The sequence below is a fragment of the Nonomuraea longicatena genome, from assembly GCF_039525605.1.
In the GTDB taxonomy this organism is placed as follows: Bacteria; Actinomycetota; Actinomycetes; order Streptosporangiales; family Streptosporangiaceae; genus Nonomuraea; species Nonomuraea longicatena.
Map to the genome: position 1 here is coordinate 99,566 of NZ_BAAAHQ010000027.1, position 22,489 is coordinate 122,054.

Annotated in this window: 23 protein-coding genes and 1 tRNA gene; 11 read left to right on the plus strand and 13 right to left on the minus strand. The window is 69.3% G+C overall.

Going from position 1 to position 22,489, the window contains the following annotated elements; translation table 11 throughout:
- Positions 1 to 121: 121 nt before the first annotated feature.
- Both ABD120_RS25950 and ABD120_RS25955 read right to left on the minus strand, forming a co-directional pair.
- Positions 122 to 499 (minus strand): VOC family protein, encoded by a 378-nt coding sequence (locus ABD120_RS25950; protein ID WP_343952675.1) that lies wholly within the window; start codon positions 497 to 499, stop codon positions 122 to 124.
- Between the two features lie 321 nt (positions 500 to 820).
- Positions 821 to 994 (minus strand): hypothetical protein, encoded by a 174-nt coding sequence (locus tag ABD120_RS25955; RefSeq protein WP_343952677.1) that lies wholly within the window; start codon positions 992 to 994, stop codon positions 821 to 823.
- A 330-nt stretch (positions 995 to 1,324) separates the two neighbouring features.
- On the opposite strand from ABD120_RS25955, the gene ABD120_RS25960 reads away from it, so the two are divergent.
- Entirely contained in the window at positions 1,325 to 1,930 is a 606-nt protein-coding gene (locus tag ABD120_RS25960) for a DUF3885 domain-containing protein (protein WP_343952678.1), read from the plus strand.
- A 559-nt stretch (positions 1,931 to 2,489) separates the two neighbouring features.
- On the opposite strand, the gene ABD120_RS25965 is transcribed toward ABD120_RS25960, so the two are convergent.
- Both ABD120_RS25965 and ABD120_RS25970 read right to left on the minus strand, forming a co-directional pair.
- Positions 2,490 to 3,170: a response regulator gene (locus ABD120_RS25965; protein ID WP_343952679.1), complete on the minus strand. Its 681-nt coding sequence runs from the start codon at positions 3,168 to 3,170 to the stop codon at positions 2,490 to 2,492.
- Complete coding sequence (locus ABD120_RS25970) at positions 3,167 to 4,324, minus strand: sensor histidine kinase (protein WP_343952680.1); 1,158 nt, start codon at positions 4,322 to 4,324, stop codon at positions 3,167 to 3,169. The genes ABD120_RS25965 and ABD120_RS25970 overlap by 4 nt, the downstream gene beginning before the upstream one ends.
- A 205-nt stretch (positions 4,325 to 4,529) precedes the next feature.
- Between ABD120_RS25970 and ABD120_RS25975 the strand changes: the two genes are divergently transcribed.
- The 5 genes from ABD120_RS25975 (at position 4,530) to ABD120_RS25995 (ending at position 9,664) form a co-directional block, all read left to right on the plus strand.
- The gene (locus ABD120_RS25975; protein WP_343952681.1) at positions 4,530 to 5,627 is read left to right on the plus strand and encodes a serine hydrolase domain-containing protein; all 1,098 of its coding nucleotides are present in this window, start codon (positions 4,530 to 4,532) and stop codon (positions 5,625 to 5,627) included.
- 163 nt (positions 5,628 to 5,790) lie between these two features.
- Complete coding sequence (locus ABD120_RS25980) at positions 5,791 to 7,137, plus strand: alpha/beta fold hydrolase (RefSeq protein WP_343952682.1); 1,347 nt, start codon at positions 5,791 to 5,793, stop codon at positions 7,135 to 7,137.
- 58 nt (positions 7,138 to 7,195) lie between these two features.
- Positions 7,196 to 7,783, plus strand: a complete 588-nt coding sequence (locus tag ABD120_RS25985) for a chorismate mutase (RefSeq protein WP_343952683.1) — start codon at positions 7,196 to 7,198, stop codon at positions 7,781 to 7,783.
- A 298-nt stretch (positions 7,784 to 8,081) separates the two neighbouring features.
- Entirely contained in the window at positions 8,082 to 8,378 is a 297-nt protein-coding gene (locus ABD120_RS25990) for a hypothetical protein (RefSeq protein WP_343952684.1), read from the plus strand.
- 764 nt (positions 8,379 to 9,142) lie between these two features.
- Entirely contained in the window at positions 9,143 to 9,664 is a 522-nt protein-coding gene (locus ABD120_RS25995) for a hypothetical protein (RefSeq protein ID WP_343952685.1), read from the plus strand.
- Positions 9,665 to 9,929: 265 nt separating this feature from the next.
- Here the strand turns inward: ABD120_RS25995 and ABD120_RS26000 are convergent, their stop codons facing one another.
- Entirely contained in the window at positions 9,930 to 10,238 is a 309-nt protein-coding gene (locus tag ABD120_RS26000; protein ID WP_343952717.1) for a helix-turn-helix domain-containing protein, read from the minus strand.
- A gap of 72 nt (positions 10,239 to 10,310) precedes the next feature.
- On the opposite strand from ABD120_RS26000, the gene ABD120_RS26005 reads away from it, so the two are divergent.
- Both ABD120_RS26005 and ABD120_RS26010 read left to right on the plus strand, forming a co-directional pair.
- The gene (locus ABD120_RS26005) at positions 10,311 to 11,246 is read left to right on the plus strand and encodes a hypothetical protein (protein WP_343952686.1); all 936 of its coding nucleotides are present in this window, start codon (positions 10,311 to 10,313) and stop codon (positions 11,244 to 11,246) included.
- Complete coding sequence (locus tag ABD120_RS26010) at positions 11,243 to 13,036, plus strand: hypothetical protein (protein ID WP_343952687.1); 1,794 nt, start codon at positions 11,243 to 11,245, stop codon at positions 13,034 to 13,036. The genes ABD120_RS26005 and ABD120_RS26010 overlap by 4 nt, the downstream gene beginning before the upstream one ends.
- 244 nt (positions 13,037 to 13,280) lie before the next feature.
- On the opposite strand, the gene ABD120_RS26015 is transcribed toward ABD120_RS26010, so the two are convergent.
- From ABD120_RS26015 to galU, 7 genes are all read right to left on the minus strand, one after another.
- A tRNA-Ala gene (locus tag ABD120_RS26015) sits at positions 13,281 to 13,357 on the minus strand.
- Between the two features lie 49 nt (positions 13,358 to 13,406).
- A complete protein-coding gene (gene sepX / locus ABD120_RS26020) occupies positions 13,407 to 14,003 on the minus strand; it encodes a divisome protein SepX/GlpR (RefSeq protein WP_343952688.1) in 597 nt (198 codons plus the stop codon).
- Between the two features lie 136 nt (positions 14,004 to 14,139).
- Entirely contained in the window at positions 14,140 to 14,784 is a 645-nt protein-coding gene (locus tag ABD120_RS26025; RefSeq protein ID WP_343952689.1) for a GNAT family N-acetyltransferase, read from the minus strand.
- A gap of 191 nt (positions 14,785 to 14,975) precedes the next feature.
- Positions 14,976 to 15,452, minus strand: coding sequence for a MogA/MoaB family molybdenum cofactor biosynthesis protein (locus ABD120_RS26030; protein WP_343952690.1), 477 nt, complete (start codon positions 15,450 to 15,452; stop codon positions 14,976 to 14,978).
- A gap of 11 nt (positions 15,453 to 15,463) precedes the next feature.
- Positions 15,464 to 15,937 carry a cyclic pyranopterin monophosphate synthase MoaC gene (gene moaC / locus ABD120_RS26035; protein WP_343952691.1) on the minus strand — a complete coding sequence of 158 codons (474 nt, stop codon included), beginning with the start codon at positions 15,935 to 15,937 and terminating at the stop codon, positions 15,464 to 15,466.
- On the minus strand, positions 15,934 to 17,121 hold the full coding sequence (glp, locus tag ABD120_RS26040; protein ID WP_343952692.1) for a molybdotransferase-like divisome protein Glp: 1,188 nt from the start codon (positions 17,119 to 17,121) through the stop codon (positions 15,934 to 15,936). The genes moaC and glp overlap by 4 nt, the downstream gene beginning before the upstream one ends.
- Positions 17,108 to 18,010: a UTP--glucose-1-phosphate uridylyltransferase GalU gene (gene galU, locus ABD120_RS26045; protein WP_343952693.1), complete on the minus strand. Its 903-nt coding sequence runs from the start codon at positions 18,008 to 18,010 to the stop codon at positions 17,108 to 17,110. The genes glp and galU overlap by 14 nt, the downstream gene beginning before the upstream one ends.
- Before the next feature lie 24 nt (positions 18,011 to 18,034).
- Between galU and ABD120_RS26050 the strand changes: the two genes are divergently transcribed.
- The 3 genes from ABD120_RS26050 to ABD120_RS26060 all read left to right on the plus strand — a co-directional run bounded on the left by ABD120_RS26050 (position 18,035) and on the right by ABD120_RS26060 (position 20,493).
- Positions 18,035 to 18,604, plus strand: coding sequence for a 5-formyltetrahydrofolate cyclo-ligase (locus ABD120_RS26050; RefSeq protein ID WP_343952694.1), 570 nt, complete (start codon positions 18,035 to 18,037; stop codon positions 18,602 to 18,604).
- 22 nt (positions 18,605 to 18,626) lie between these two features.
- Positions 18,627 to 20,132, plus strand: coding sequence for a potassium/proton antiporter (locus tag ABD120_RS26055; protein WP_343952695.1), 1,506 nt, complete (start codon positions 18,627 to 18,629; stop codon positions 20,130 to 20,132).
- A gap of 67 nt (positions 20,133 to 20,199) precedes the next feature.
- Positions 20,200 to 20,493 carry an FmdB family zinc ribbon protein gene (locus ABD120_RS26060; protein WP_343952697.1) on the plus strand — a complete coding sequence of 98 codons (294 nt, stop codon included), beginning with the start codon at positions 20,200 to 20,202 and terminating at the stop codon, positions 20,491 to 20,493.
- On the opposite strand, the gene ABD120_RS26065 is transcribed toward ABD120_RS26060, so the two are convergent.
- Positions 20,490 to 22,457, minus strand: coding sequence for an MFS transporter (locus ABD120_RS26065; RefSeq protein ID WP_343952698.1), 1,968 nt, complete (start codon positions 22,455 to 22,457; stop codon positions 20,490 to 20,492). The genes ABD120_RS26060 and ABD120_RS26065 overlap by 4 nt on opposite strands.
- Between the last annotated feature and the right edge of the window lie 32 nt (positions 22,458 to 22,489).

The following is a 22,489-nucleotide window of genomic DNA, read 5'->3' on the forward strand; positions in this document are numbered from 1 at the left end:
TCCTCGGGCTGCAGCGGACGCGGGCGCCCGGCCACCGGCCGCGCTCCCGGCAGGGCCGTCGTGGTTCGTGCTTCTCGTCATGCCCGGCAGCCTCCCAGGGCCGTGAAAGACCGGCGTGACCTCAGCGGGGGTCAGCGACGCAGAACTCGTTGCCCTCGGGATCTCGCATGATCGTCCAGGCGTCGAGCTCACGCACCACCGACCCGCCTTGGGAGACCAACCGTTCGACTTCAGCCGACCGATCAGCTGCCACGAGATCAAGATGGATGGGATTGCCGGGGTTTCCGGTCTCAGGAACTTCGCTGAAGAACAAGATCGGCCCGGGGCCGTCGACGGCCACGTTGAGGTCGGTCTCGGGTGTTCGGCCCAGACTGGCGAGCCGTTCGATCTCGGCGTCGTCGTATGGTCGTATCTCGTATCCGTCCAGCGCTTGCGCCCAGAAGCGGGCCATCATCGCCGGCCGCTCACAGCGGAACACGATCTCCCGTAGTACTGCCATCCATGTCTCCTTTACGGCATTCGAGACAGCGCTCGCTCGGCAACCCTAACTGGCGACGGCATCCTCTGGTCTGACACCCGACAAGCTCGCCCGCACCACCACCGGCCTGGACACCGCCGCCGTCGGTGCCCCACTCACCGCGCTCATCAGCGCGAGAGCCGTACTTGCTGCGCCTCAAGCAGAACGCAGGCGGCGCCATCTACAAGTCCGCGCCAACACCGAAGGCATCAACGGCCGGCCCCCTCGGCTCGCCCACGGCCGCGTCGCCCAGACCATCCTGGTCGCTCTGCCCGTCACGGTTGCCGACGACCACTTCCTCGATCAGTGGCGCCACACCCACCAGTCCCGAGCCGGGCCGATCACGCCCGCCGACTCCAGCCGGGACCTTCGACGGCCCGCCACCCGCAGACCAGAGCAGGCCACCACCCGCCCATAAGCCGCAAAACCCACCACCCGGCCCACCGTCAGCTTCACCATGCCCACCAGGTCGTTCACCGCGCCTATGCACCGGCGCGCAGGCATCAGACCGTCTCACCCCGCCGCATCCCTAGGCACAAATCCAGATGAACCAGATTCGAGAATCTCCTGAAACGAAGGAATCCCGCCCGATCTCAGCGATCAGCCGGGGTTCCGTCAACTTCAGTCCGGCCGTTCCTAGAACAGCCCCTGGTGGGGTGTTCACGAGTACGGCTGAGCAGTAGCGATGCATGAGCGTCAAAGATCGCTTCCTGAGCTTGACTCGCGGCTGCGGGGCGCGTTCTTCGCCCGCTGATGCCTTCGAAAATGCCGTCGCAGCCTAGGCGATCACCTCTCTAGGCTGACCGGATGACATGGCGCATCGTCCACGATGACCAGCCGGAGCTGAGCCGCCGATGGCGAGAGAAATGGCCGGACTGCCCGCCGATAGGTCACGAGCTGAAGGCCTACTACTGCTCACGCTGGGTTCGGTTTCACAGCCTCCCGCAGTCCAAGCGGTATGCGGACACGCCAGCCGAGTACGACGTCATCCTGCAGCGGCACAACACCGTGCTGACGGAGTTGTTCGACGGCCGGGAAGTCCTCGTGGTCACCGTCGCTGGCACCGGTGAAAGTGCGCTCGTCGAGCCGTTGGAGCATCCCGAGCCGCTCACCTTGAATCCTGGTGCGCAGCGGTGGATGACCGCGACGGACTACAAAGAGGACGAAGAGTTCCCCTTCTACTCGCATCTGCTCGTGACACAGCAGAGCTGGCGCACGGGAGCGCTCGACCCTTTGCTGCGAGCCGTGGCCGATGATGTCGTCGCCGGTGTCCTGGTCACCGACCTGCAGATGAGCCAGGTCTACCATCCCTACGACGGCGGGGCCGATTGCGTCCTTGAAAGCCCCGGGGCGAGAAACCGTCTTGAGGCCGCGCATGGGGAGTGGCTGTCGAGCCATCCGCACGGGCTGTAGATGCACAGGGTGTGAGCCGCCTCCGCGGTGAGGCGCCTGCTGCAGATGTGTCTTCACGCGGCCGCACCGCTATCTGCAGTTACGTTTTGCAGGCAACTTGTGGCTCTTTGCGGTCGCAGACCTTCTGTCGGTTGCGCAACGCCGGGATATGGAGGTCGGGCATGGCATTTTTTTGTGCTGGAGCAGTTGGCCACTGCCAGAGCATCTGTGCACGAGCGGCTGGTAGCTGTGCGCGAGCAGGTGGAAGCCCTGCAAGAGGAACCGCGCGAGATCGACATCGCCGAGAAGGTGATCACTCCGCTGCGGGCCACCCAGCCGGAAGAGGAACAGACATGCCCGAGAGTGACTCGGATGAGAGCTCTTGGGGAGACGGCCTATCGGTAAGGACGCCCAACCAGCCGCCATCTGTCATGTTCGCGCAGTTCAGGGGGCGATATGAGCATCCTCCTCCCGACGTCACGCCCGGGTGGTAACGCTAAGGATCGAACCGCAGGTCACTCGAGTTGTGTGGTGGAGCCGGAAAAGCTCCACCTTCCCAATGACGGCTACAGAGTCGTGATCACGTCCCGGGCGGCGTGATCAGGCCATGTTCCTGAGCGAGGATCGCCGCCTGAACACGATTGGCCAGCCCGAGCCGCCCAAGAAGACGGTTGACCCGTCCTTTCACCCCGGTCTGCGTCAGGTTCAGCGCCTGGGCGATCTCAGCGTTGGACAGCCCGCGTGCCAGCAGCTTCAGAACGTCGAGTTCACGTTCGGTAAGGGCGGCGAGAGCCTCCGGCGCATGCAGGGGAGAGGGCGGAGGGGTCGCGGCGAAGGCGGCGATGAGGCGGCGCGTGACAGTGGGAGCCAGCATGGACTCGCCGGCGGCGATCACGCGGACGGCTTCGGCGAGCTGGTCGGGGGTGGCGTTCTTGAGCATGAAGCCGCTGGCTCCGGCCCGCAGCGCGTCGTGGACGTACTCGTCGAGGTCGAAGGTGGTCAGGATGAGCACGCGGGGGCAGGGCTCGGGGTGTGGCCACTCGGTGAGGATGCGGCGGGTGGCGTCGACGCCGGTGAGGCCGGGCATGCGCACGTCCATGAGGATGACGTCGGGGCGCAGGTCGAGGGCGGCGGCGACGGCCTGTTCGCCGTCGGCGGCCTCGCCTGCGACGGCGAAGTCGGGGCGGCGGGTGAGGGTGGCCTTGAGGATGGCGCGGATGAGTTCCTGGTCGTCGGCGATCAGCAGCCGGATCGGGGTCATGTCTCCTGCCAGGTGAGGGCGGCTTCGACGCACCAGCCGCCCTCGGGCGTACGGCCTGCGCTGAAGGTGCCCTCGAAGAGGGCGGTGCGTTCGCGCATGCCGATCAGGCCGAGCCCGGAGCCGGGTGGGGCGGGAGGCCGGGGGCGCGAGGGTGGGCCGTTGGTGACGGTGACGGTCAGTCTTCCCGGTGCTTGGCGAAGTGTGAGGTCGACGGTGGTGGCGCCAGCGTGCTTGAGGACGTTGGTGAGCGACTCCTGGGTGATGCGGTAGGCGGTGATCTGGACGGCGTCCGGGGCGTCGAGGCGGCCGGGTACGGTGATCTCCACCTGGCATCCGGCGGCCCTGGCCGGGGCGGCGAGCCGGTCGAGGTGCGCCAGCGACGGTTGCGGGCCGTCGTGCTCGTCGGTCAGCAGGCCGACCATCCTCCGCATCTCGGTCAGGGCGGTGTCGGCCGAGGTTCCGATCACGGCGAGGCCGGGTTCCTCCGGCAGGGTCTCGGCGGTGGAGCGTGCCTGCATGGCGATGACGCTGACGTGGTGGGCGATCAGGTCGTGCAGGTCGCGGGCGATGCGGGCGCGTTCGGCCGCGACCGCGCGCCTCGTGCTGCGCTCCTGTTCGGCGCGCAATCGCTGGGCGAACAGGTGGGTACGGCGGTGCGCGAACCCCAGCGACCACGCTCCCGCGGAGACCGTGAGCAGGAGCAGAAGGGTCGTGACACTCCAGCCCGGGTCGTCGGTGGACGGCGGCATACCGAGCCAGGGCCGGATGAGGTCGGGGAGCAGGATGGTGGCGGCCACGAGGGGAACGGCCGCTGCGCTGAGTGGCGGGCGGGCGTGGCGGGCGACGGCGTATCCGGCGAAAGCCACGAACAGTCCGCCGGTGTGATCGTCCGGTGGCGCGGTCACTCCCTGAACCAGGCTCAACATGCTCACCAGAGCCAGGACCGTCCAGGGGTGGGTGCGCCGCCAGAGCAGCGGCGCCACCTGTGCCACGATCAGTGCGGGCCGCAGTGGGCCTTCGTCGGTGCTGTAGTCGGCCCAGACCAGCACGTCGAAGGCGATCAATGTGCCGACCAAGAGGAGGTCGGCCGCGCGCGGATGCCCGGTCAGCCACCGTCGCAGCGCGGACACGGACGCCGACACCTGGGTTGTCATGTGAGGCACCAGCCTAGACGAGCTCCGACTTAGGTCGCGTATCCAAAGACACGCGGCCCCGTCCGGCTCCTTCCGCCGACTGTGTCCCGGATCGGTCTCTGGGCCGATTTCCCCGGTCAAAGGCGCTTCTAGGGTCGAACCATCCCCATGAACGAGCGGGCCGCGGACGGCGCCGCCGTACCGATGTGTGAGAAGGGCGAATCCCATGAAGAAGACGTTGACCGCGATCCTGGCCGCGGCGGCAGCCGTGACGGTGACCTCGGCGCCCGCGCAGGCGGCGCCCGACAGCCGTAAGGCCGTCGTGCAGCGCAACCTGGACGAGCTGACCGCGCTCAGCCAGGCGGGCGCGGTCGTGCGCGTGGTCCAGGACGGGCGGACGTGGACCGCGCGTTCGGGGACCGCGGTGTGGGGCAGGAAGGCGCCGATGCCGTTGAACGGGCACTTCCGGATCGGCAGCGTGACCAAGATGATCGTGGCCACGGCAGCGCTGCGGCTCGTCGGCGAGGGCAAGGTCCGGCTCGACGGCACGGTGGACACCTACCTGCCCGGCGTACTCAAGGACGGCGGCAAGATCACGGTGCGGATGCTGCTGCGGCACACCAGCGGCCTGAACTCCGACGCCAGCGACAGCAAGTACCTGGCCGACGGCGAGCTGAAGCACCGCTACACCCACGTCGAGGTCGAGGAGCTGGTCAAGCTCTCCGACGACTCGCCCCGGGACTTCCCGCCCGGCACCAAGCACTCCTACTCCAACGCCAACTACTACCTGCTCGGCATGATCATCGAGGCGGTGACCGGCAAGCCCTGGGCCGAGGAGGCGACCAGGTCGCTCGGCCTGCGGGCCACCTCCTACCCCGGCGACAAGACGAGGCTGCCCCGGCCGCACGCGCGCGGCTACCAGTGGGCCGACGGCAAGCCCGTGGACATCACCCGGCTCAACACCACCGCCGCCAACGCGGCGGGCGGGATGGTGTCCACGACCACCGACCTGGACAGGTTCATCGAGCGCCTGTTGTCCGGCAAGGTGCTCAAGCCGGCCCAACTGCGCGAGATGCTCGACGTCACGGCCCCGCCGGCCGGTGACCAAGGCGACGGTGAGCCCGGCCTGGGGATCTTCCGGTACACCACGCCGTGCGGCAAACGCGTCTACGGGCACAGCGGCGGTATCTCCGGCTACGCCACCTACGTCGCCTCCACGCTGGACGGGCGTCACCGGGCCGTGCTCAACATGACGACGGCCAGCCCGAAGTTCGCCGAGCCGGCGCAGCTCTTCAAGGTGGTCAACTCGCTGTTCTGCGGCTGACCCGCTTTCGCGAAAGACAGGAACGTCATTGATTTCCGCCCTCATGGCGATCACCACGGCTCTGTCCGTGCTGTCATCGCCCTCCCCCGCGCAGAGCGCGCCCGCCTGGTGTCCCACCGTCGCCGGCCACCGCGTGGAATGCGGAACCGAATCGCGACCCCTGGTGGCGGACAAGCCGGCGCTGGGGACCATCGACGTCGCCTACGCCCTGATCCGCCGCAAGGACGAGTCGAAACCCGCCAAGAACACCATCGTCGTCAACCCGGGCGGACCCGGCGGCGGCGCCATCGAGTCCGTGAAGGGATACACCAAGCTGACCAAGCCGCTGGCCGCCGACCACGACCTGCTGCTGATCGACCCGCGCGGCACGGGCCAGTCCGGCAAGCTGACCTGCGGCCTCACCGGCCTCGCCCTGCTCACCCGGCCCGAGCTGCACCGCGCCGCCGCCCGCTGCGCCGCCACCCTGGGCCCCCGCGCCGAGGGCTACACCTCGGCCGCGACCGCCGACGACATCGACGCGGTACGGCGCCGCCTCGGCCTCGACCAGATCGTCCTCTACGGCGTCTCCTACGGCACCTACCTGATGTCGATCTACGCCGAACGCCACCCGGAAACCGTGCGCTCCATCCTGTTCTCCGGCGCCTACCCGGTCGGCTTCGACCCCCTGGGCGGGCCCAGCGCCAGGGCGATCTCCCTCACCCTGCGGCGCATCTGCGAGCGCGCCGCCGCCTGCGACGGCGACGCCGTCGTCGCCGACCTGCGGACCGTCAACGCCCGGCTGCGTGCCAAGCCACGTCCGATGACCGTCACCGTGGACGGCAAGCCGCGCGCCCTCACGCTCACCGAGTCCACACTGGCCCTCGTGCTCACCTTCCCGGCCAGCCATTCCGTGGGCAGCACTCCGGGCAAGGCGCCGCTGCTCGGCCGCCTGCCGGCCCGCCTCCACCACGCGGCCCGGGGCGACTTCCGCCCGCTGGTCAAGGAGATCGGCGGCGTGTTCGAGGAACTCGCCACCGACGAGGACGACCAGGCGCAGGCCACCAGTGTCGTCTGCAACGACTACGCCCGGCCGTGGTCGGTGCACACACCCCTGCGCGAGCGGTGGCGGCAGTTCCACCGCTCCGTGGAACGCGCCCGCCCCGCCGAGTTCGGCACGTTCAGCCCGCGTGCCTTCGCCACCAGCCCCCTCGACGGCGGCGACCTGTGTATCGCCTGGCCCAAGAACGGTACGGCCCGGCCGTACACGCTGACCGGGAAGCTCCCCGACGTCCCCACGCTCGTGATCTCCGGCGACCTCGACAGCAACACCTCCGACGAGAACGGCAGGCGCAACGCGGCGCAATTCCCTCGCGCCCGCTTCCTGTCGGTGCCCAACACCGGGCACATACCCGAGCTCGGCGCCACAGGCTGCGCGAAAGCGATCGTGACAAGCTTCATCCGCCTCGAACGGCTCGGCGACACCTCCTGCCTGCGGCGCATCCCGCCGATCAGGGTCAAGCCCGTTCGCTAGTCTTCCTCCGGTCCGGCCGTCCCGCCCTGCCAGCTGATCACCACCGACAAGGGACACCATGCTCATCCCCGTCGTATCGCTCGCTCTCGGCCTCGCCCTCGCTTCCGCCACTGCGCCCGCGCACCCCCGCGCCGCATCGTCTGCCATCGCCCCGGACCGTGGCGGGCTGGAGCCGCTGGTGGAGTTGTCCCTTGAGAGGGTGCGGCTGGCAGACAAGGTCGCCGCCGCCAAGTGGGGTACCACTCTGCCGATCGACGACCCCGCCCGCGAGAAGCAGGTACTCGACGCAGTCGCCACCCAATCCGAAACACTCGGCCTCAACCCCGCCGTCGCCACCCGAATCTTCCGCGACCAGATCGAGGCCAACAAGCTTGTCCAGCGCGCTCTGCACGCGCGCTGGCGGGCTCACCCCGGTGGACAGCCCGCCGAGCGCCCCGACCTGGCCACGCAGGTCCGCCCCCACCTCGACCGGATCACCGGCGAACTGCTACAGGCCATCAAGGACACCGGACATGTCCGCGAGCGGATCTCCTGCCAGACGAAGTTGACCAGGATCCTCACGGGCGTCGCCGACGAGGAAGACCTCGGCCGTCTCCACGCGCGCGGCCTCACCCGCGCGCTGACCTCCATTTGCCGGCGCCGCTGATCGGCCGGATCGAGAATGCACCGTGGCCGACGCACTGGCTTGCCACCCACGTGTGTGATCGGGAGCGCAGGGCCGAGCGGGTACGCGAGGCGCAGCTGCGCGAGGAACGCCTGGAACGGCCCGCCCGTCTGCGAATCAGTCAGGGTGATCGGCTCAGCGCTGAGCCGCTCCGAAACGGCTCTGACCACGAAGATCGCCTCCCGGATCCCCGCCGAGACCATCGAACGCATGCTCACGCTGATCGCCCGGCGCCGCCTCACCGGGCACGGCCACCTCGGAGGGCGCCGCGGCTGCGGCGATGACCGAGGCGGGCGGCGGCCAGGCCGCAGAAGACGCGGACGAGGCGACTCAGCCAGAGCCGGCGCAAGAGGAGGACGAACTCGATGGCGCCCCGGCCGCTGGCCCCATCAGGGCAAACACGGAGGGATTGAACGGCCGGGCCAAGAGTTCCGACATCGATCTGGGCGACCCGAAGAACCGGCTCGCCCACGGCCGGGTCGCCGAGACGATCCTGACCGCGCTGATGATCACCCGTCGCCAACGACCACTTCCTCGACAACTGGCGCAGCACCCACCAACGCAATCCCGCGCCTGAGCCCGAGAATGCCCGTGGCGACCTCACCACCAGCGTCGTGATCGTCTCACCCCGCCGCATCCCGAGGCACGAATCCGGACGAACCAGATTCAAGAATCTCCTGAAACACCGAAATCCCGCCCGATCTCAGTGATCAGACGGGATCCCGTCAACGTCAGTCCAGCCGTCTCAAGAACGGCCCTTGGTGGGGTGTTCACGAATGGCGCTGAACAGCGGTGAAGTAGCCGCCTAGAAGATCGCTTCCCGGGCTCGAGATGATCGTTTCCCACGGTCGTCAGAGCGCGTCGGAGTTGCCGCGTCCGGCGTCGAGTTGCTCGTCGGGCGCGATCGGTCCGCCGGGATACCGCATGACCTCCCGCAGAACCGGGCCAGTAGCCACAAGCCCTTGTGCGGGTTGCTGCCGTGCGCGGAACATACGGCTCCACCGATTTACGGTGGTCGGCCGAGACCCGCCGAGGGGCCAACCCGCGCCGGTGCACCGCGCCTGCTGTCGAACATTTGACGGCGGGTGCCGGTGTCTTCGGTCCTGACGCCATGGCGCTCGTGATGGCCGTCCGAGGCATCCCTTTCGGTCGCGGTTCGGGCCTCGGAACCATGGGGATGCTGTGGTCCTCATCCGCGTGGTGGAGGCATGTCGTCTTCGTGCGGCCCGTAAGGGATCTTGCAGTCTTCAGGGTCAGCGATGCCATTGCCGCCTACAGTGTGGAGTTGCAGCCATGCGTTGAGTGATGGCGGTGGTCCGGGGGACTGCCGAGAGGGAGTCGATGGTGACGTCGCTGCTGACGAAGCTGGAGCGGGCCGAGGAGTCCACACGGCAGCAATGCGCCGAGCTGTCCAGGCAACTGGAAGAGCTGCGGGAGCGGCTGGCCGTGGCACAGCGTCGCCTGGAACGGCTGTCCATCGCGCGCGAGGAACTGACCGCGCTGGAGACGGCTGACGAGCCGGCCGACGCGAAGCCCGGCAAGGCCACCGAAGGCGATCAGGACGCGGTCCGCAGCGCCCCGGAAACTCCCGGACACGCAGAGATTCCCCCGGAGCGTCCGGCCCTGCGGGGGTTGCGCAAGGACGCGGTGGTGTTGCTGGCCAGTTCCGACGAGCCGTTGCGGGCGCGGGATGTGGTGCGGGCGCTGGGGCAGCAGGATGTCCGCGGCCAGGTGGAGGGGATGCGCGCGCGGCTCAAGCGGCTGGTGGTCGACGGCTGGCTGGTCGAGCGTGAGCAGGGCTTGTTCTCGATCGCGTCCGGGGTGAACGGGTTCGCCGGCGGAGGGAGCGCCGCCACGAGCTGAAGCGATTTGCCGGTCTGGTGACCGGGTCGAACGGTGGTGCCGCCGAGTTGCAGCCCGACGGCACCGGGTTGCGTGAGCGCCCAACAGGTTCTGACTCTTCGAAGGCTCTCGCCTTCCGAGCTTAACGCGATAGGTGGTCGCTTGGAGGCTGTCGAGCCAAATGACGGCTGCTTCTGCCCGGATGTCCGGGTTGTCGGGGCGGCGGAGGGAAGGCTCGATCATGCCGTCGATGTCATCACGGCGTTCGTCTCGGGGTTCGGCGCCGTCATCGGGGCGCCGAGGTGTCGTTCGGCCACAGCCGGACGGCGAGCGCGGTCTCCAGCAGGGCGATGGTGGCCACGTCCGGCCAGGAGCGTCCGGCCAGCAGGTCGGCGATGGACTGGCGGTTGACGCCGGAGGCGGCGGCCAGGCCGCGCAGGCTCAGGCGGCGTTCGGCGAGGATGCCGGCCAGAGTGGCGGCGATCTGCTGGACGACGGCTGCGGCGGGATGGCGGGCCAGGTCCGCGTGGGGCCAGGCCTGCGGGTCTTCGGCCAGGTCCCGGGGGGCGGCCGAGCGTGCGCGTCCTCCGACCATCACAAAACGCTCCTTTCAGTGGATGTCGTCGCCCTGCGTAACGGCTGCTTGTCCTGCCACTATGGGTGGGGTGTGACCCTCGACCCCGCGACCTCGGCCACGATCACCGGCTACCGGCCGCAGAACGCTCCGCCGGAGTGGGACCGCGTCCGCGGGCATGTGCGCATGCTGGTCGCCGCCAGCGCCGACCGCTCCCCCTACCAGGTGGAACGACTGCTCACCGCGACCGCCCGCCTGGCCGTGTGGTGTCACCGCACCGGCCTGCCGGACGACCCGGAAGTGTGGCTGCGGCACGAGACGATCGACACGTTCGTCCTGACCGGCTGCACCGACCTGGCCCCACGCTCGGCGCAGACCTACCGCAGCTGGCTGCGGCACATGCGCGCCACACTGGCCTGGCTGGAACGCGGCGAACAGGCACCGCCTCCGATGGCAGCCCCCAAGCAGGTCAGCCCGCCGTACTCGCCGGCCCAGCTCGGCCGCCTTCGCGGCTGGGCCGAACGCCTGCCCGGCCAGGCCAGAGGCGACGCGCTGGCGTTGATGGCGCTCGCCTTCGGCTGTGGTCTGACCTCTGGGGAGGTCGCCGCCGTCCAAACCGGGCATCTGCGCCGCCTGACCTGCGGCGCGATCGTGGTCACCGTCCCCGGCACGCAGCGGTTGATCGTCTGCCGCTCCGCCTGGGAGAACGTCCTGGCCCACGCCGCCGACCAGCCGAGCGACGCCTTCGTGTTCCGGCCCAGGCGCGCCGCCCGGCACGCCAAGAACCTGTTCAGCTCCTGGACCGCCCGTCACACCCCGACCGGCGGCCTGCCCGCCCTGTCGGTGCGCCGGTTGCGCTCCTCCTGGATCGTCGAGCTGCTCAGCGCCCGCATCGACCTGGGGGTGGTTGCCTCCGCAGCCGGGACGAGCGTCTCCGCGCTGGCCCGCTACCAACACTTCGTCCCCGCCCTGGACGAGCCCACCGCGGTCGCGCTGCTGCGCGGCAGGCCCGACGAACAGGCCAAGTGAGTACGGCGAAGCCACGCGCCTGGCCGCCCCGCACCACCCGAGCCCGAACCACCCGACCCCGGCCTCCCGTCAAGCAAACCGCCCAGATCCCCGACGCCGTCATCGGCCACTACGCCCGGCTGCTGGAGGATTCCGGCATCATGGCGTTGATCGACGCCGAGCTCGGCCCACGCCCCGGACCGGCCGGGGTGCCGATCCGGGCGGTGCTGGTCTGCCTGATGGTCTCGATCCACCACAGCGGCAAAGCCACCCTGGCCGAAGCCTGGCGGCTGGCCGCCTTCTGCCTGTCCCCGAGCGCCCGTGAGCACCTCGGGCTGGAGGCCGACCGGCCACCTGTCGATGATCCGCACGCCTGCCTGGCCGACAACCGGCGTTTCTACCGCGCCTTCGACCGGCTCACCAGCCTGCTGGATCCGGCCCGGCACGACCGCCGCACCCGCCTGCCCCAGCACGAGGCCGACCTGCACGCCACCGCCTGGCACGACGACGATCCCGACCACACCCGCAAGCGGGACCTGCTGCAAGACCTCGTCACCAAACTGGTGCTCACCCCGGTCCGCTGGGGCAAAGGCCGCGGCTACCTGGCCGGATTCGGCGGCGACGTCGGCATCGACACCACCGCCGCCCCGGTCTTCGCCCGCCCGCCCCGCGCGCGCCGCTCCACCGGCGAACTGTTCGCCTCCACCGAGATCACCGCGGGCTGGCACCACTCGGCCGGCAACGGCCCACCCGAGTACGGCTACTCGGCTACGCTCACCGTCGCCGCCCGCGCCCGCCCGGTTTCCGCGTCCTTTCCGCAACTGGCGCTCGGCCTGGTCCTGGACACCCCGCACAAACGCATCGGCGCCAACGCCGTCACCACCCTCAAACCTCTGGCCGCGCTCGGCCTGCCCGCGGCCTTCGCCGTTGCCGACCGCGCCTACACCGACCAGCAACCCGTCCACTTCGCCCAGCCCGCACGCGCACTCGGCTACAAGCTCGCCCTCGATTACAAAGTCGATCAGCGGGGAGTGCAGGGCAGCGCCCACGGCGCCCTGCTCATCGACGGCTCCCTGGCCTGCCCGCTGACGCCCGGCCGGCTCGCGCAGGCCACCTCCGGCCTCGACGACGCCTCCGTCCGCACCCCATCGCAAGAACTCGCCGCGCTCATCAGCGCGCGAGAGCCGTACTTGCTGCGCCTCAAACAGAGCGCAAACGCAGACGGCGCGATCCGCTTGCAGTGCCCGGCAGCAGGAACCTCTCCGTCGGTCACCTGCCCCCGCTTCGAGCGCCTCCACCAGCGCGGGCCCCGCCGGTCCACCGCGGTCGATCTGACCGACGCCCGGCACAGAGCCGCCCACGCCGCGGCCAAACCTCGTGTCCGACCCCCGACCCCCGACCACAAGAGCGGCGAACTGCCGAAGATCTGCCACCAGCAGACCATCACCCTGCACCCCGGCGACCTCGGCCACCTCGACAAGTTCCGCCAGGACCTCGCCTACCTGAGCCCGGCCTGGATCGCCACCTACAAGTCTGTCCGGGCCAACACCGAAGGCATCAACGGCCAGCTCAAGGGACACGACCTCGACCTCGGCGATCCCAAGAACCGGCTCGCCCACGGCCGCGTCGCCCAGACCATCCTGGTCGCACTGCTCGTCACAGTCGCCAACGACCACTTCCTCGACCAGTGGCGCCACACCCACCGGCCCCGAACCGGGCCGATCACACCGGCCGACGCCCCGCAGACTCCAACCGGGACCTTCGACGGCACGCCACCCGCAGGCCAGAGCAGGCCACCACCCGCCCCATAAGCCGCGAAACCCGCCACCCCACCGCAGCGCCCGGCCCACCGTCGGCTTCGCCATGCCCAACGGCGGGATCTCGGTCCTCCACCAGCGGCCTGACACCACCCGGGCCTTCCCAACCACCCGCTCCGCAGTCCCCGAACTAGGACGAACCCGATTCGGAAACCCCTGAAACGACGAGATCCCGTCCGATCGCGATGATCAGCCGGGATCCCGTCAACGTCAGTCCAGCCGTTTCAAGAACGGCCCTTGGTGGAGATGAGGGGATTTGAACCCCTGACCCCTTCGATGCGAACGAAGTGCGCTACCGGGCTGCGCTACATCCCCAAGGACTCGACCAGGTTAGCAAACTCCCAGGGGTCCTCGCGCCACCCTTTCAGTCCCCGACCGCCCGACGCGGCGGCTCGGCGTACTGATCGAAGAGAGCGTCCGCCTGCCGGGACGTGAACTCGATGATCTCGGCCTCCGCCTGCTCGGCCTCGCGGCGTCGGCGTTCGCGCAGGCGGCGCGCCCGTTCGGCGCGGATCTCCGCGACGCGGCGCTGCCGCTCCCGATCCACCTGTACGGCGATGCGGAGAAAGGCCAGGTACGTCATCATGACCACCACCGAGGGCGCGACGCCCCACCACGGCATGATCTTCACCGCCGCGGTGACCAAAGAGGCGATCACGAGCAGCGCCGTGAAGAACAGCAGCCGTCTCCGCCGCGCCACGATGATCGCGCGGCGCCGCGCCCGGAACTGGCGCGGATCGATGACGGGTGTCTCCTCCAGCGTCTCGTCCGAATCGGTGTGATCCGTCGGAGGAGCCCCGGAGACCTGCTCCAGATCGGGTAGCTGGTGCTCGCCGGTGTAGTACTCCTCTTCGAGCTCCGCGAGCTCGGCGAGGTTGGTCTTGTCCCTGCGCAACCACATCGGCACCAGGACGCAGAGCCACATGACGACAATGGCGAGGTAGAGGAGGACGCTGCTCACGACCACCTCCGGGCCCGGTTCAGGGCAGCATGAAAACGCCTGTGCTCTCTTGGCGTCTTCGATGTGCTCACGTCACGCACCGTAAGACCGCGTGTCACTAATTGACGAGTATTCGATGCGGTGTGTCGCGAGATCGTCAAACCTCTTCTACCGGAGACCCACCGTGAGCCGCTGACTCACGCGCACGACGCCACTGCACGAGTAGCCCGCCGGGTACATCTTCGACAGTCAACGCGTAACAGATGTGGTCGCGCCAGGCTCCGTCGATGTGGAGTTGGCGACGCCGAATGCCTTCTTCCCTGAAACCAAGCTTCTCAACCACTCTTCGGCTCGCGTGATTTTCCGGCCGGATGTTGGCCTCTACCCGGTGAAGTCCTGTGGTGAAGAAGCAGTGGTCGACCGCGAGGGCGAGGGCGGTCGGGGTGATGCCGCGCCCGGCGAGGGACCCGTCGACCCAGTAGCCGACCTGCGCCGAGCGGGCGGACCCCCACACGATCGCGCCGACGGTGAGCTGTCCGGCGAAGCGCCCCTCGTAGGTGATGACCCACGGCAGCGCCATGCCCTGGCGGGCCTCGCGGCGGAGGGTGCCGACCATCGAGACGTACGGCCCGAGACCGGTTCTGAACAGCGGCGTCTCGGGATTGCTCGGCTCCCAGGGCCGCAGCCAGTCGGCGTTGCGCAGGCGGGTCTCACGCCACACGCGAACGTCCCCCAGCCGCAAGGGCCGGAGTCCCACCGGCCCTTCGCTCAGGGTCGCCGGCCAGCCACGAAGTCGATCCACACCTTCATCATCCCCCGATCGGACACCGGCCCGCCATGGATCGGTTGCCCGGTATCACCCGCTGGGCCGGGTGCTCGCGCCGTAAGCCCTGCTGCGCCGGACATCACCGCATCACGGAGGAATCCCGCAGCCCGAAAAATGGATAAATCACCACATGCCCGGCCAGCGAAAAAGCGAAGATCGATAAAAGGTCAGCGCGGGTGGTCCCCGCCTCGGACCTGGTCCACCGCATGCTCCAGAATCGGCGCCAGTACGGCGACGCCGTCCCGCACCCCGCCGCTCGATCCGGGCAAATTAATGATCAATGTCCGCTCGGACTGTCCGGCCAATCCGCGTGACAATACCGAGGCCGGCACCTTGTCGCGGTTGACCAGCCGGATGGCTTCCGCGATTCCCGGAATCTCCCGTGTGATCACCCGGGCGGTCATCTCCGGGGTGAGATCGGCGGGCGTCAGCCCTGTGCCGCCGGTGGTGACGATCACGTCGTAATCCTTGGCGACCCCGTCGCGCAGCGCCGCCTCGACGGGCTCGCCGTCGGGCACCACCACCGGCCCGTCGACCTCGCACCCGGCCTCGCCCAGCAGCGAGACCAGCAGCGGCCCCGACTTGTCCGGATAGACGCCCGCCGCCGCCCGGTTGGACGCGGTGATCACCAGCGCACGGATCATCGGCCCGCTCCTCAGGCGTCCGGACGGGTCCACACGCCCGTCTTGCCGCCGGTCTTCTCCTCGACCCGCACGTCGGTGATCACCGCCGCCGGATCGACCGCCTTCACCATGTCGATCAGCGCCAGCGCCGCCACCGTGACCGCCGTGAGCGCCTCCATCTCGACGCCCGTACGGTCGGCCGTCTTCACCACGCAGGTGATGTCGACCCCCTCGTCCACCACGTCGAGCAGCACCTTCACCCCGTGCAGCGCGATCGGATGGCACAGCGGGACCAGGTCGGGCGTGCGCTTGGCACCCATGATCCCGGCGATCCGCGCCACCCCCAGCGCGTCGCCCTTGGGCACCTCCCCCGACCGCAGCAACGCCACCGCCTCTCCTGACAGCAGCACGCGGCCGGTGGCCGTGGCCGTACGGGCACCGACCTCCTTGCCGGAGACGTCCACCATGCGTGCGGCGCCGGACTCGTCCAGATGGGTGAAGCTCACAGCCTGATCACCTCCACGGCCGCCCCCGTGGGCAGCTCGGTCACGTCCTCCGGTGCCACGATCAGCGCGTTGGCCGAGGCCAGCGCCGCGAGCTGGTGCGAGCCCTGGCTGTGGACCGGCGTCACGGTGCCGTCAGAGGCCAGCACGCCCCGCAGGTAGGAGCGACGGCCGGCGGGCGAGCGCACCGGGCCCAGCAGGTGGGCGGTCACCGTCTCGGCAGGCCCGGCGGCCAGCCCGCGCATCTTCCGCAGCGCGGGCTGCACGAACAACAGGAAGGAGACGTACGAGGAGACCGGGTTGCCGGGCAGCGCGAAGATGGGCACCTGGTCCTCGCCCACCACGCCGAAGCCCTGCGGCATGCCCGGCTGCATCGCGACCTTCTCGAAGCGAACCGTGCCGAGCGGGCCGAGCGCCTCCTTGACCGGCTCGTAGGCGCCCATCGAGACACCGCCGCTGGTGATGATCGCGTCGGCGCGGACCAACTGGGCGTCGAGCTGCTCCAGGAACAGCGCCGGGTCGTCGCCGACGGTCGTGGCGCGAAATCCGTCGCCGCCCGAGTCGCGGACGGCGGCGGTCAGGGTGAAACTGTTGGAGTCCCAGATCTGGCCGGGGCCGAGCGGCAGCCCGGGATCGACCAGTTCGGCTCCCGTGGACAGCACGACGACACGCGGGCGCGGGCGCACCCACACCCGGCGCCGCCCCACGCCCGCGATGATGCCGAGCTGGGTGGGGCCGATCACCGTGCCGGGCTTGAGCACGACCTCACCGGCCTGGACGTCCTCACCGGCCCGGCGGATGGCGTTGCCCAGCGGAACCGGGCGGTTGATCGTTACCACCGCGGTGCCGCCGTCGGTCAGTTCCACGGGCACCACGGCGTCGGCGCCCGCGGGCAGCGGCGCGCCGGTCATGATGCGTACGGCATGACCGGGCCCCACCGCCCGCAGTTCGTCGGACCCCGCCGCCACGTCGTCGATGACCGGCAACCGCACCGGGACCTGGGCGACGTCGGCCGCCTGTACGGCATAGCCGTCCATGGCCGAGTTGTCGAACGGCGGCAACGGCACCGGTGCCGAGACCTCCTCGGCCAGCGTGGTACCCAGCGACCGCTCAAGCTCAAGTTCGAGCGGCGCCAGAGTGCGGACCGTGGCCAGGATCTCGGCCAGGTGCGCGTCAACCGATTTCACGAAGGAACTCCCGCAGCCAGGGAACGAACTCGGGCGCGAGGTCCGGCCGATCGGCCGCGAACCTCACCACCGTGCGCAGGTATTCGAGCTTGTCGCCGGTGTCGTAGCGGCGGCCGCGGAACAGCACGCCGTGGACCGGCCCGCCCTCGGAGGAGGAACGCCCGGCCAGCGTGCGCAGCGCGTCGGTGAGCTGGATCTCGCCGCCGCGCCCCGGCGGGGTGTTCTCCAGGACCTCGAAGACCGCCGGGTCGATGACGTAGCGGCCGATGATCGCCCAGTTGGAGGGCGCCTCGTCCGCGGGCGGCTTCTCCACCAGGTCGGTCACGCGGACCACGTCGTCCTCGTCGGTGGCCACGATGGTGGCCACGCCGTACAGGGAGACCTGTTCGCGCGGGACCTCCATGAGCGCGATCACGCTGCCGCCGTAGGTGCCGCGCACCTCGACCATGCGCTTGAGCAGCTCGTCGCGGTGGTCGATCAGGTCGTCGCCGAGCAGGCAGGCGAACGGGTGGTCGCCGACGTGCTGCTTGGCGCAGAGGACCGCGTGGCCGAGACCTTTCGGCTCGCCCTGCCGCACGTAGTGGAGGGTGGCGAGCGAAGCGGGCTCGCGCACCTGCGACAGCCGGTGTTCGTCGCCCTTGGCCTCCAGCGCGCCCTCCAGCTCGAAGGCGCGGTCGAAGTGGTCCTCGATCGAGCGCTTGCTCTTGCCCGTCACCATGAGGACGTCGAGCAGCCCGGCGGAGGCGGCCTCCTCGACGACATACTGGATGGCGGGCTTGTCGACAATAGGCAGCATCTCCTTGGGTGTCGCCTTGGTCGCCGGGAGGAACCGGGTGCCCAGACCCGCGGCGGGCACGACGGCTTTCGTCACAGGGTCGAAGTCAGCCATGAGTAGACCCTAGTGGAGGTATCTGTGGACAAGCTGAAGCTGCGCCGCGACCTGCTGCGGGCGCGAGCCTCCCTGGATCCCGGGCAGCGCCGGGCGAACGCGAGCAACATCCGTGAAACCCTCCTCGATCAGCCGTGGGTGCAGATGGCGGGGCTGGTGGCGTGCTACTGGTCTACAGGTTCGGAACCCGACACGCACGGGCTGGTCTTCGCCCTGTGGAAACACGGCGCGACCGTGATCCTGCCTGTGCATAAAGACGATGACGATCTGGACTGGGCGGTATACGACGGTCCCGATTCGCTCAAACGCGGACGATCCGGGATCATGGAGCCCATAGACACCCGGCGCGGCGTGGACGCGATCCGTACCGCCGCGCTCGTGCTCGTCCCCGCTCTCGCCGTCGACAGACGGACAGGGGTACGGCTGGGCCGAGGCGGCGGCTCCTACGACCGCGCTCTGGCCAGAGTGGGACCGAACGTCCCCACGGTCGCCCTGCTGCACGACGGCGAACTGATCGACGACATCCCGGCCGAGGCCCACGACCAGCCGGTCCGTTATGCGGTGACACCCATGGGACTCACTAGTCTTATGTGACTACACAGAGAGAGGGGGCCAGATGGACGTTGATGTCTGGCTCCTTCTCGGCAGTGCTGTGGTCATCGCGGCCATCGTCTCCGTCCGCATCGCCCACCGCAGCGGACTGCCCAGCCTCCTGCTGTTCCTCGGATTCGGACTGCTGCTGGGCGAAGGCGGCTTCGGCATCCAGTTCGAGGATCCGACGCTCGCTCAGCACATCGGCCTGACCGCACTGGCGGTCATCCTGGCCGAGGGCGGTCTGACCACCAACTGGGCGCACGTGCGGAGATCCGTACCCCTTGCCCTGATCCTCGCCACGGTCGGCGTCGCGGTGAGCATCCTGGTGGTAGCGGGCGCCGTGACCGGATTCCTCAGCATCGACTGGCGCGCCGCCCTCATCCTCGGCGCCGTCCTGGCCTCGACGGACGCGGCCGCCGTCTTCTCCGTCCTGCGCCGCCTCCCCCTGCCGCCACGGCTGGCGGGCGTACTGGAGGCCGAGTCCGGCTTCAACGACGCCCCCACGGTCATCGCCGTCGTCCTGCTCAGCCAGATCAACACCCCGATGCCCAGCTTCGGGATCTTCATCATGCAAGCCGGCTTCGAGCTCACCGTGGGCGCCGCCGTGGCCTGCACCGTCGGTCCCGTCGGAGTCTTCGCGCTGCGCCGTCTCGCCCTGCCGGCCTCCGGCCTGTACCCGCTCGCGGTGCTCGCCCTGATCTTCGTCTCGTACGGCGGCGCCGTCTACCTGCACGGTTCCGGCTTCCTCGCCGTCTACCTGACGGCGCTGATCCTCGGCAACGCCCGCCTCCCCCACAGGCCCGCCACACGCGGGTTCGCGGAGGGCGCAGCCTGGCTCGCGCAGATCCTCCTGTTCGTCATGCTCGGCATGCTGGCCAGCCCGAGCGAGCTGCCCTCCGCGATCGTCCCGGGGCTCATCGCGGGAACCGTCCTGGTACTGCTGGCCCGGCCGCTGTCCGTGGCCGTCTCCGTGCTCCTGGCCCGCCTGGCGTTCCTCGACCGGGTCCCCTGGCGGGAGCAGGTGTTCCTCTCCTGGGCCGGGCTGCGGGGCGCCGTCCCGATCGTCCTGGCGACCATCCCCTGGGCGGCGGGCGTGCCGGGCTCCAAGGAGGTCTTCAACGAGGTCTTCGTCATCGTGATCGTGTTCACGCTGGTGCAGGGACCGACGCTGCCGTACCTCGCCCGGGTGCTGGGGGTGAGCGCGCCCGGCGAGCCGCACGAGCTGGAGGTCGAGTCCGCGCCGCTGGAGGAGCTCGACGCCGACCTGCTGCAGATCAAGGTGCCTTCCGGCTCGCAACTGCACGGTGTGGAGATCTTCGAGCTGCGGCTGCCCGCAGGGGCGGCCGTCACCCTCGTCGTACGGGACGGCCGTTCGTTCGTGCCCACCACGACCACCCGCGTCCGCGCGGAGGACCAATTGCTGGTCGTGACCACCGCAGCCTGCCGTGAGCAGGTCGAACGCCGACTGCGCGCGGTCAGCCGCAGGGGCAAGCTGGCGGGGTGGTACGGCGAACGCGGGCAGGAATGAAAGCCCGCGCTCATCGGTTAGCATTGGCAGTCGCTACGCTCGAGTGCCAACCCCCGAGGAGGAGCGCGTGCCCACCTACCAGTACGCCTGCAATGACTGCGGTGAGCAGCTCGAAGTCGTCCAGAAGTTCTCCGACGACGCGCTCACCGTCTGCCCCGCCTGCGAGGGCAAGCTGCGCAAGGTCTTCTCCGCAGCCGCCATCGTGTTCAAGGGCTCCGGCTTCTACAAGACCGACAGCCGCTCGTCGAGCACGAGCACGACCACCTCGCCGAAGCCCGCCGAGAAGACCTCGGCTGAGAAGAGCTCGCCCGACAAGTCCTCCTCCGCTCCGGCCGCCGCACCCGCCGCCGCCTCCAGCTAGTTCGGACGGTCGCTCTCCGAGCCGAGCAGTTCGGGCGCGATCCGCTCGCAGAGCCGTTCGAGCTCCGGGTTGTCGCCCCAGTCCTCGACCAGCCTGACCAGCCCTGCTTTGGCGTGCCCGAGCAGGCTGTCGGCCGCGCGCCGTCCCTCCTCCGTCAGACGCAGCGCCCCGCCGTCGGGAGAGCGCACCACCAGACCGCGCTCGGTCAGGCGGTCCACGTACGGTCTGCCCTCCTCCCTGGTGATGTGCGCCCGTTCGGCCAGCGCGTCGGCGTCGACCCAGTCCTCGCCGCCGAGTCTGGCGATGACCCAGACACTGCCCGCCGGCAGGTCGCCGAGGCCGGCGAGGCGGCCCAGCCGTACGTAGTAGTCCTTGCGCAGGTGGCCGTCCGCCAGGCGGACCAGACCGCGCTCGACCTCGGCCAGTGAGGACCGCTCCGCCGACGTCGCGCCGAGCCCCTCGCCGAGATCGACCGCCTTGGTGGTCTCGCGCAGCTTCTGCTCGGGGATGAACCAGGACAGCACGAAGGCCACGAACAGTACCGGTGTGCCCACGAGGAAGACCTGGGCGATGGCGTCGGCGTAGATGTGCAGGAAGTCCCTGGCCAGCGGGGGCGGCAGGTGCTGGATGATCGTCGGGTCCCGTTGCAGGTCGGCGGGGTTGAATCCGGGTGGCAGGCGGGTCCGGGCGAGCAGTTCGGCCAGGTCGGCGTCGAGGGTGGCGGTGAAGACCGAGCCGAGCGTGGCGACGCCGAACGAGCCGCCGATCGAGCGGAAGAAGGTCGCGCCCGAGGTGGCGACGCCCAGGTCGGCGAAGTCCACGGCGTTCTGTACGACGATGACCAGGACCTGCATGGTCATGCCGAGTCCCACGCCGAGGACCAGCAGGTCGACGCTCATCGTGAGGGTGGAGCTGTTCTCGTCGAGGCGGGAGAGCATGAACATGCCGACGGTGGCGATGAAGGTGCCAGCGATCGGGAAATATCGGTATTTGCCGGTGCGAGCGATGACCTGGCCGCTGACGATGGACATCGCCAGCATGCCGAGCATCATCGGGAGCAGGTGCACTCCAGACATCGTGGCGCTCACGCCGTGGACGCTCTGCAGGTAGAGCGGAAGGTAGGTCAGTGCGCCGAACATCCCGAAACCCACCACGAAGCCCACGATCGAGGTCATCGTGAACGCGCGCAGGCGGAAGAGCTTGAGCGGCATGATCGGCTCGGCGGCGCGCTTCTCCACGACGTAGGCGGCGACGAGGAGGGCGAGGGCGGCGGCAGCCAACCCCACAATTTCCGGACTTATCCATTTATAGGTGGTGCCGCCCCAGGTTGCGATCAGGACCAGGCAACTCGTCGCCCCGCCGATCAGCACCACTCCGGCGTAGTCGATGCGGTGCTTGGTCCTCGACTTGTCGTTCGGCAGCACCGCGACGATCACGAACAGCGCCACGGCGCCGACGGGCAGGTTGACGTAGAACACCCAGTGCCACGACAGGTTGTCCACGAACAGGCCGCCGAGCAGGGGTCCGACGATGCTCGACACCGCGAACACCGCACCGAAGAAGCCCTGGTACTTTCCCCGCTCGCGGGCCGGGACCACGTCGCCGACGATCGCCTGCGCCAGCACCATCAGCCCGCCGCCGCCGAGCCCCTGTAGCGAGCGGAACCCGATCAGCTGCGCCATGCTCTGGCTCAGACCGCACAGCACGGAGCCGATCAGGAAGATGACGATCGCGGCGACGAACAGGCTCTTGCGGCCGAACTGGTCGCCCAGCTTGCCCCACAGCGGCGTCGAGACCGTCGAGGCGAGCATGTAGCCCGTCACCACCCACGACAGCTGCTCCAGGCCGCCCAGGTCGCTCACGATCGTCGGCAGGGCCGTGGACACGATCGTCTGATCGAGCGCCGCGAGCAGCATGCCGAGCATGAGCGCGACAATGATGAGACCCAGGCCCTTGTGCCGCATGCCATTGATCGTACTGTGTGCACATATTTCGC

Excerpts from the sequence above, each read along its gene's own strand:
- ABD120_RS25960 (WP_343952678.1), top strand. The coding sequence starts at position 1,325 with ATGACATGGCGCATCGTCCACGATGACCAGCCGGAGCTGAGCCGCCGA.
- ABD120_RS26065 (WP_343952698.1), bottom strand. The coding sequence starts at position 22,457 with ATGCGGCACAAGGGCCTGGGTCTCATCATTGTCGCGCTCATGCTCGGC.
- ABD120_RS25950 (WP_343952675.1), bottom strand. The coding sequence starts at position 499 with ATGGCAGTACTACGGGAGATCGTGTTCCGCTGTGAGCGGCCGGCGATG.
- ABD120_RS25985 (WP_343952683.1), top strand. The coding sequence starts at position 7,196 with ATGCTCATCCCCGTCGTATCGCTCGCTCTCGGCCTCGCCCTCGCTTCC.
- ABD120_RS25990 (WP_343952684.1), top strand. The coding sequence starts at position 8,082 with ATGACCGAGGCGGGCGGCGGCCAGGCCGCAGAAGACGCGGACGAGGCG.
- galU (WP_343952693.1), bottom strand. The coding sequence starts at position 18,010 with ATGGCTGACTTCGACCCTGTGACGAAAGCCGTCGTGCCCGCCGCGGGT.
- ABD120_RS26000 (WP_343952717.1), bottom strand. The coding sequence starts at position 10,238 with ATGGTCGGAGGACGCGCACGCTCGGCCGCCCCCCGGGACCTGGCCGAA.
- ABD120_RS25965 (WP_343952679.1), bottom strand. The coding sequence starts at position 3,170 with ATGACCCCGATCCGGCTGCTGATCGCCGACGACCAGGAACTCATCCGC.
- ABD120_RS25995 (WP_343952685.1), top strand. The coding sequence starts at position 9,143 with ATGGTGACGTCGCTGCTGACGAAGCTGGAGCGGGCCGAGGAGTCCACA.
- ABD120_RS26055 (WP_343952695.1), top strand. The coding sequence starts at position 18,627 with ATGGACGTTGATGTCTGGCTCCTTCTCGGCAGTGCTGTGGTCATCGCG.
- ABD120_RS26030 (WP_343952690.1), bottom strand. The coding sequence starts at position 15,452 with ATGATCCGTGCGCTGGTGATCACCGCGTCCAACCGGGCGGCGGCGGGC.
- ABD120_RS25970 (WP_343952680.1), bottom strand. The coding sequence starts at position 4,324 with ATGACAACCCAGGTGTCGGCGTCCGTGTCCGCGCTGCGACGGTGGCTG.
- ABD120_RS25975 (WP_343952681.1), top strand. The coding sequence starts at position 4,530 with ATGAAGAAGACGTTGACCGCGATCCTGGCCGCGGCGGCAGCCGTGACG.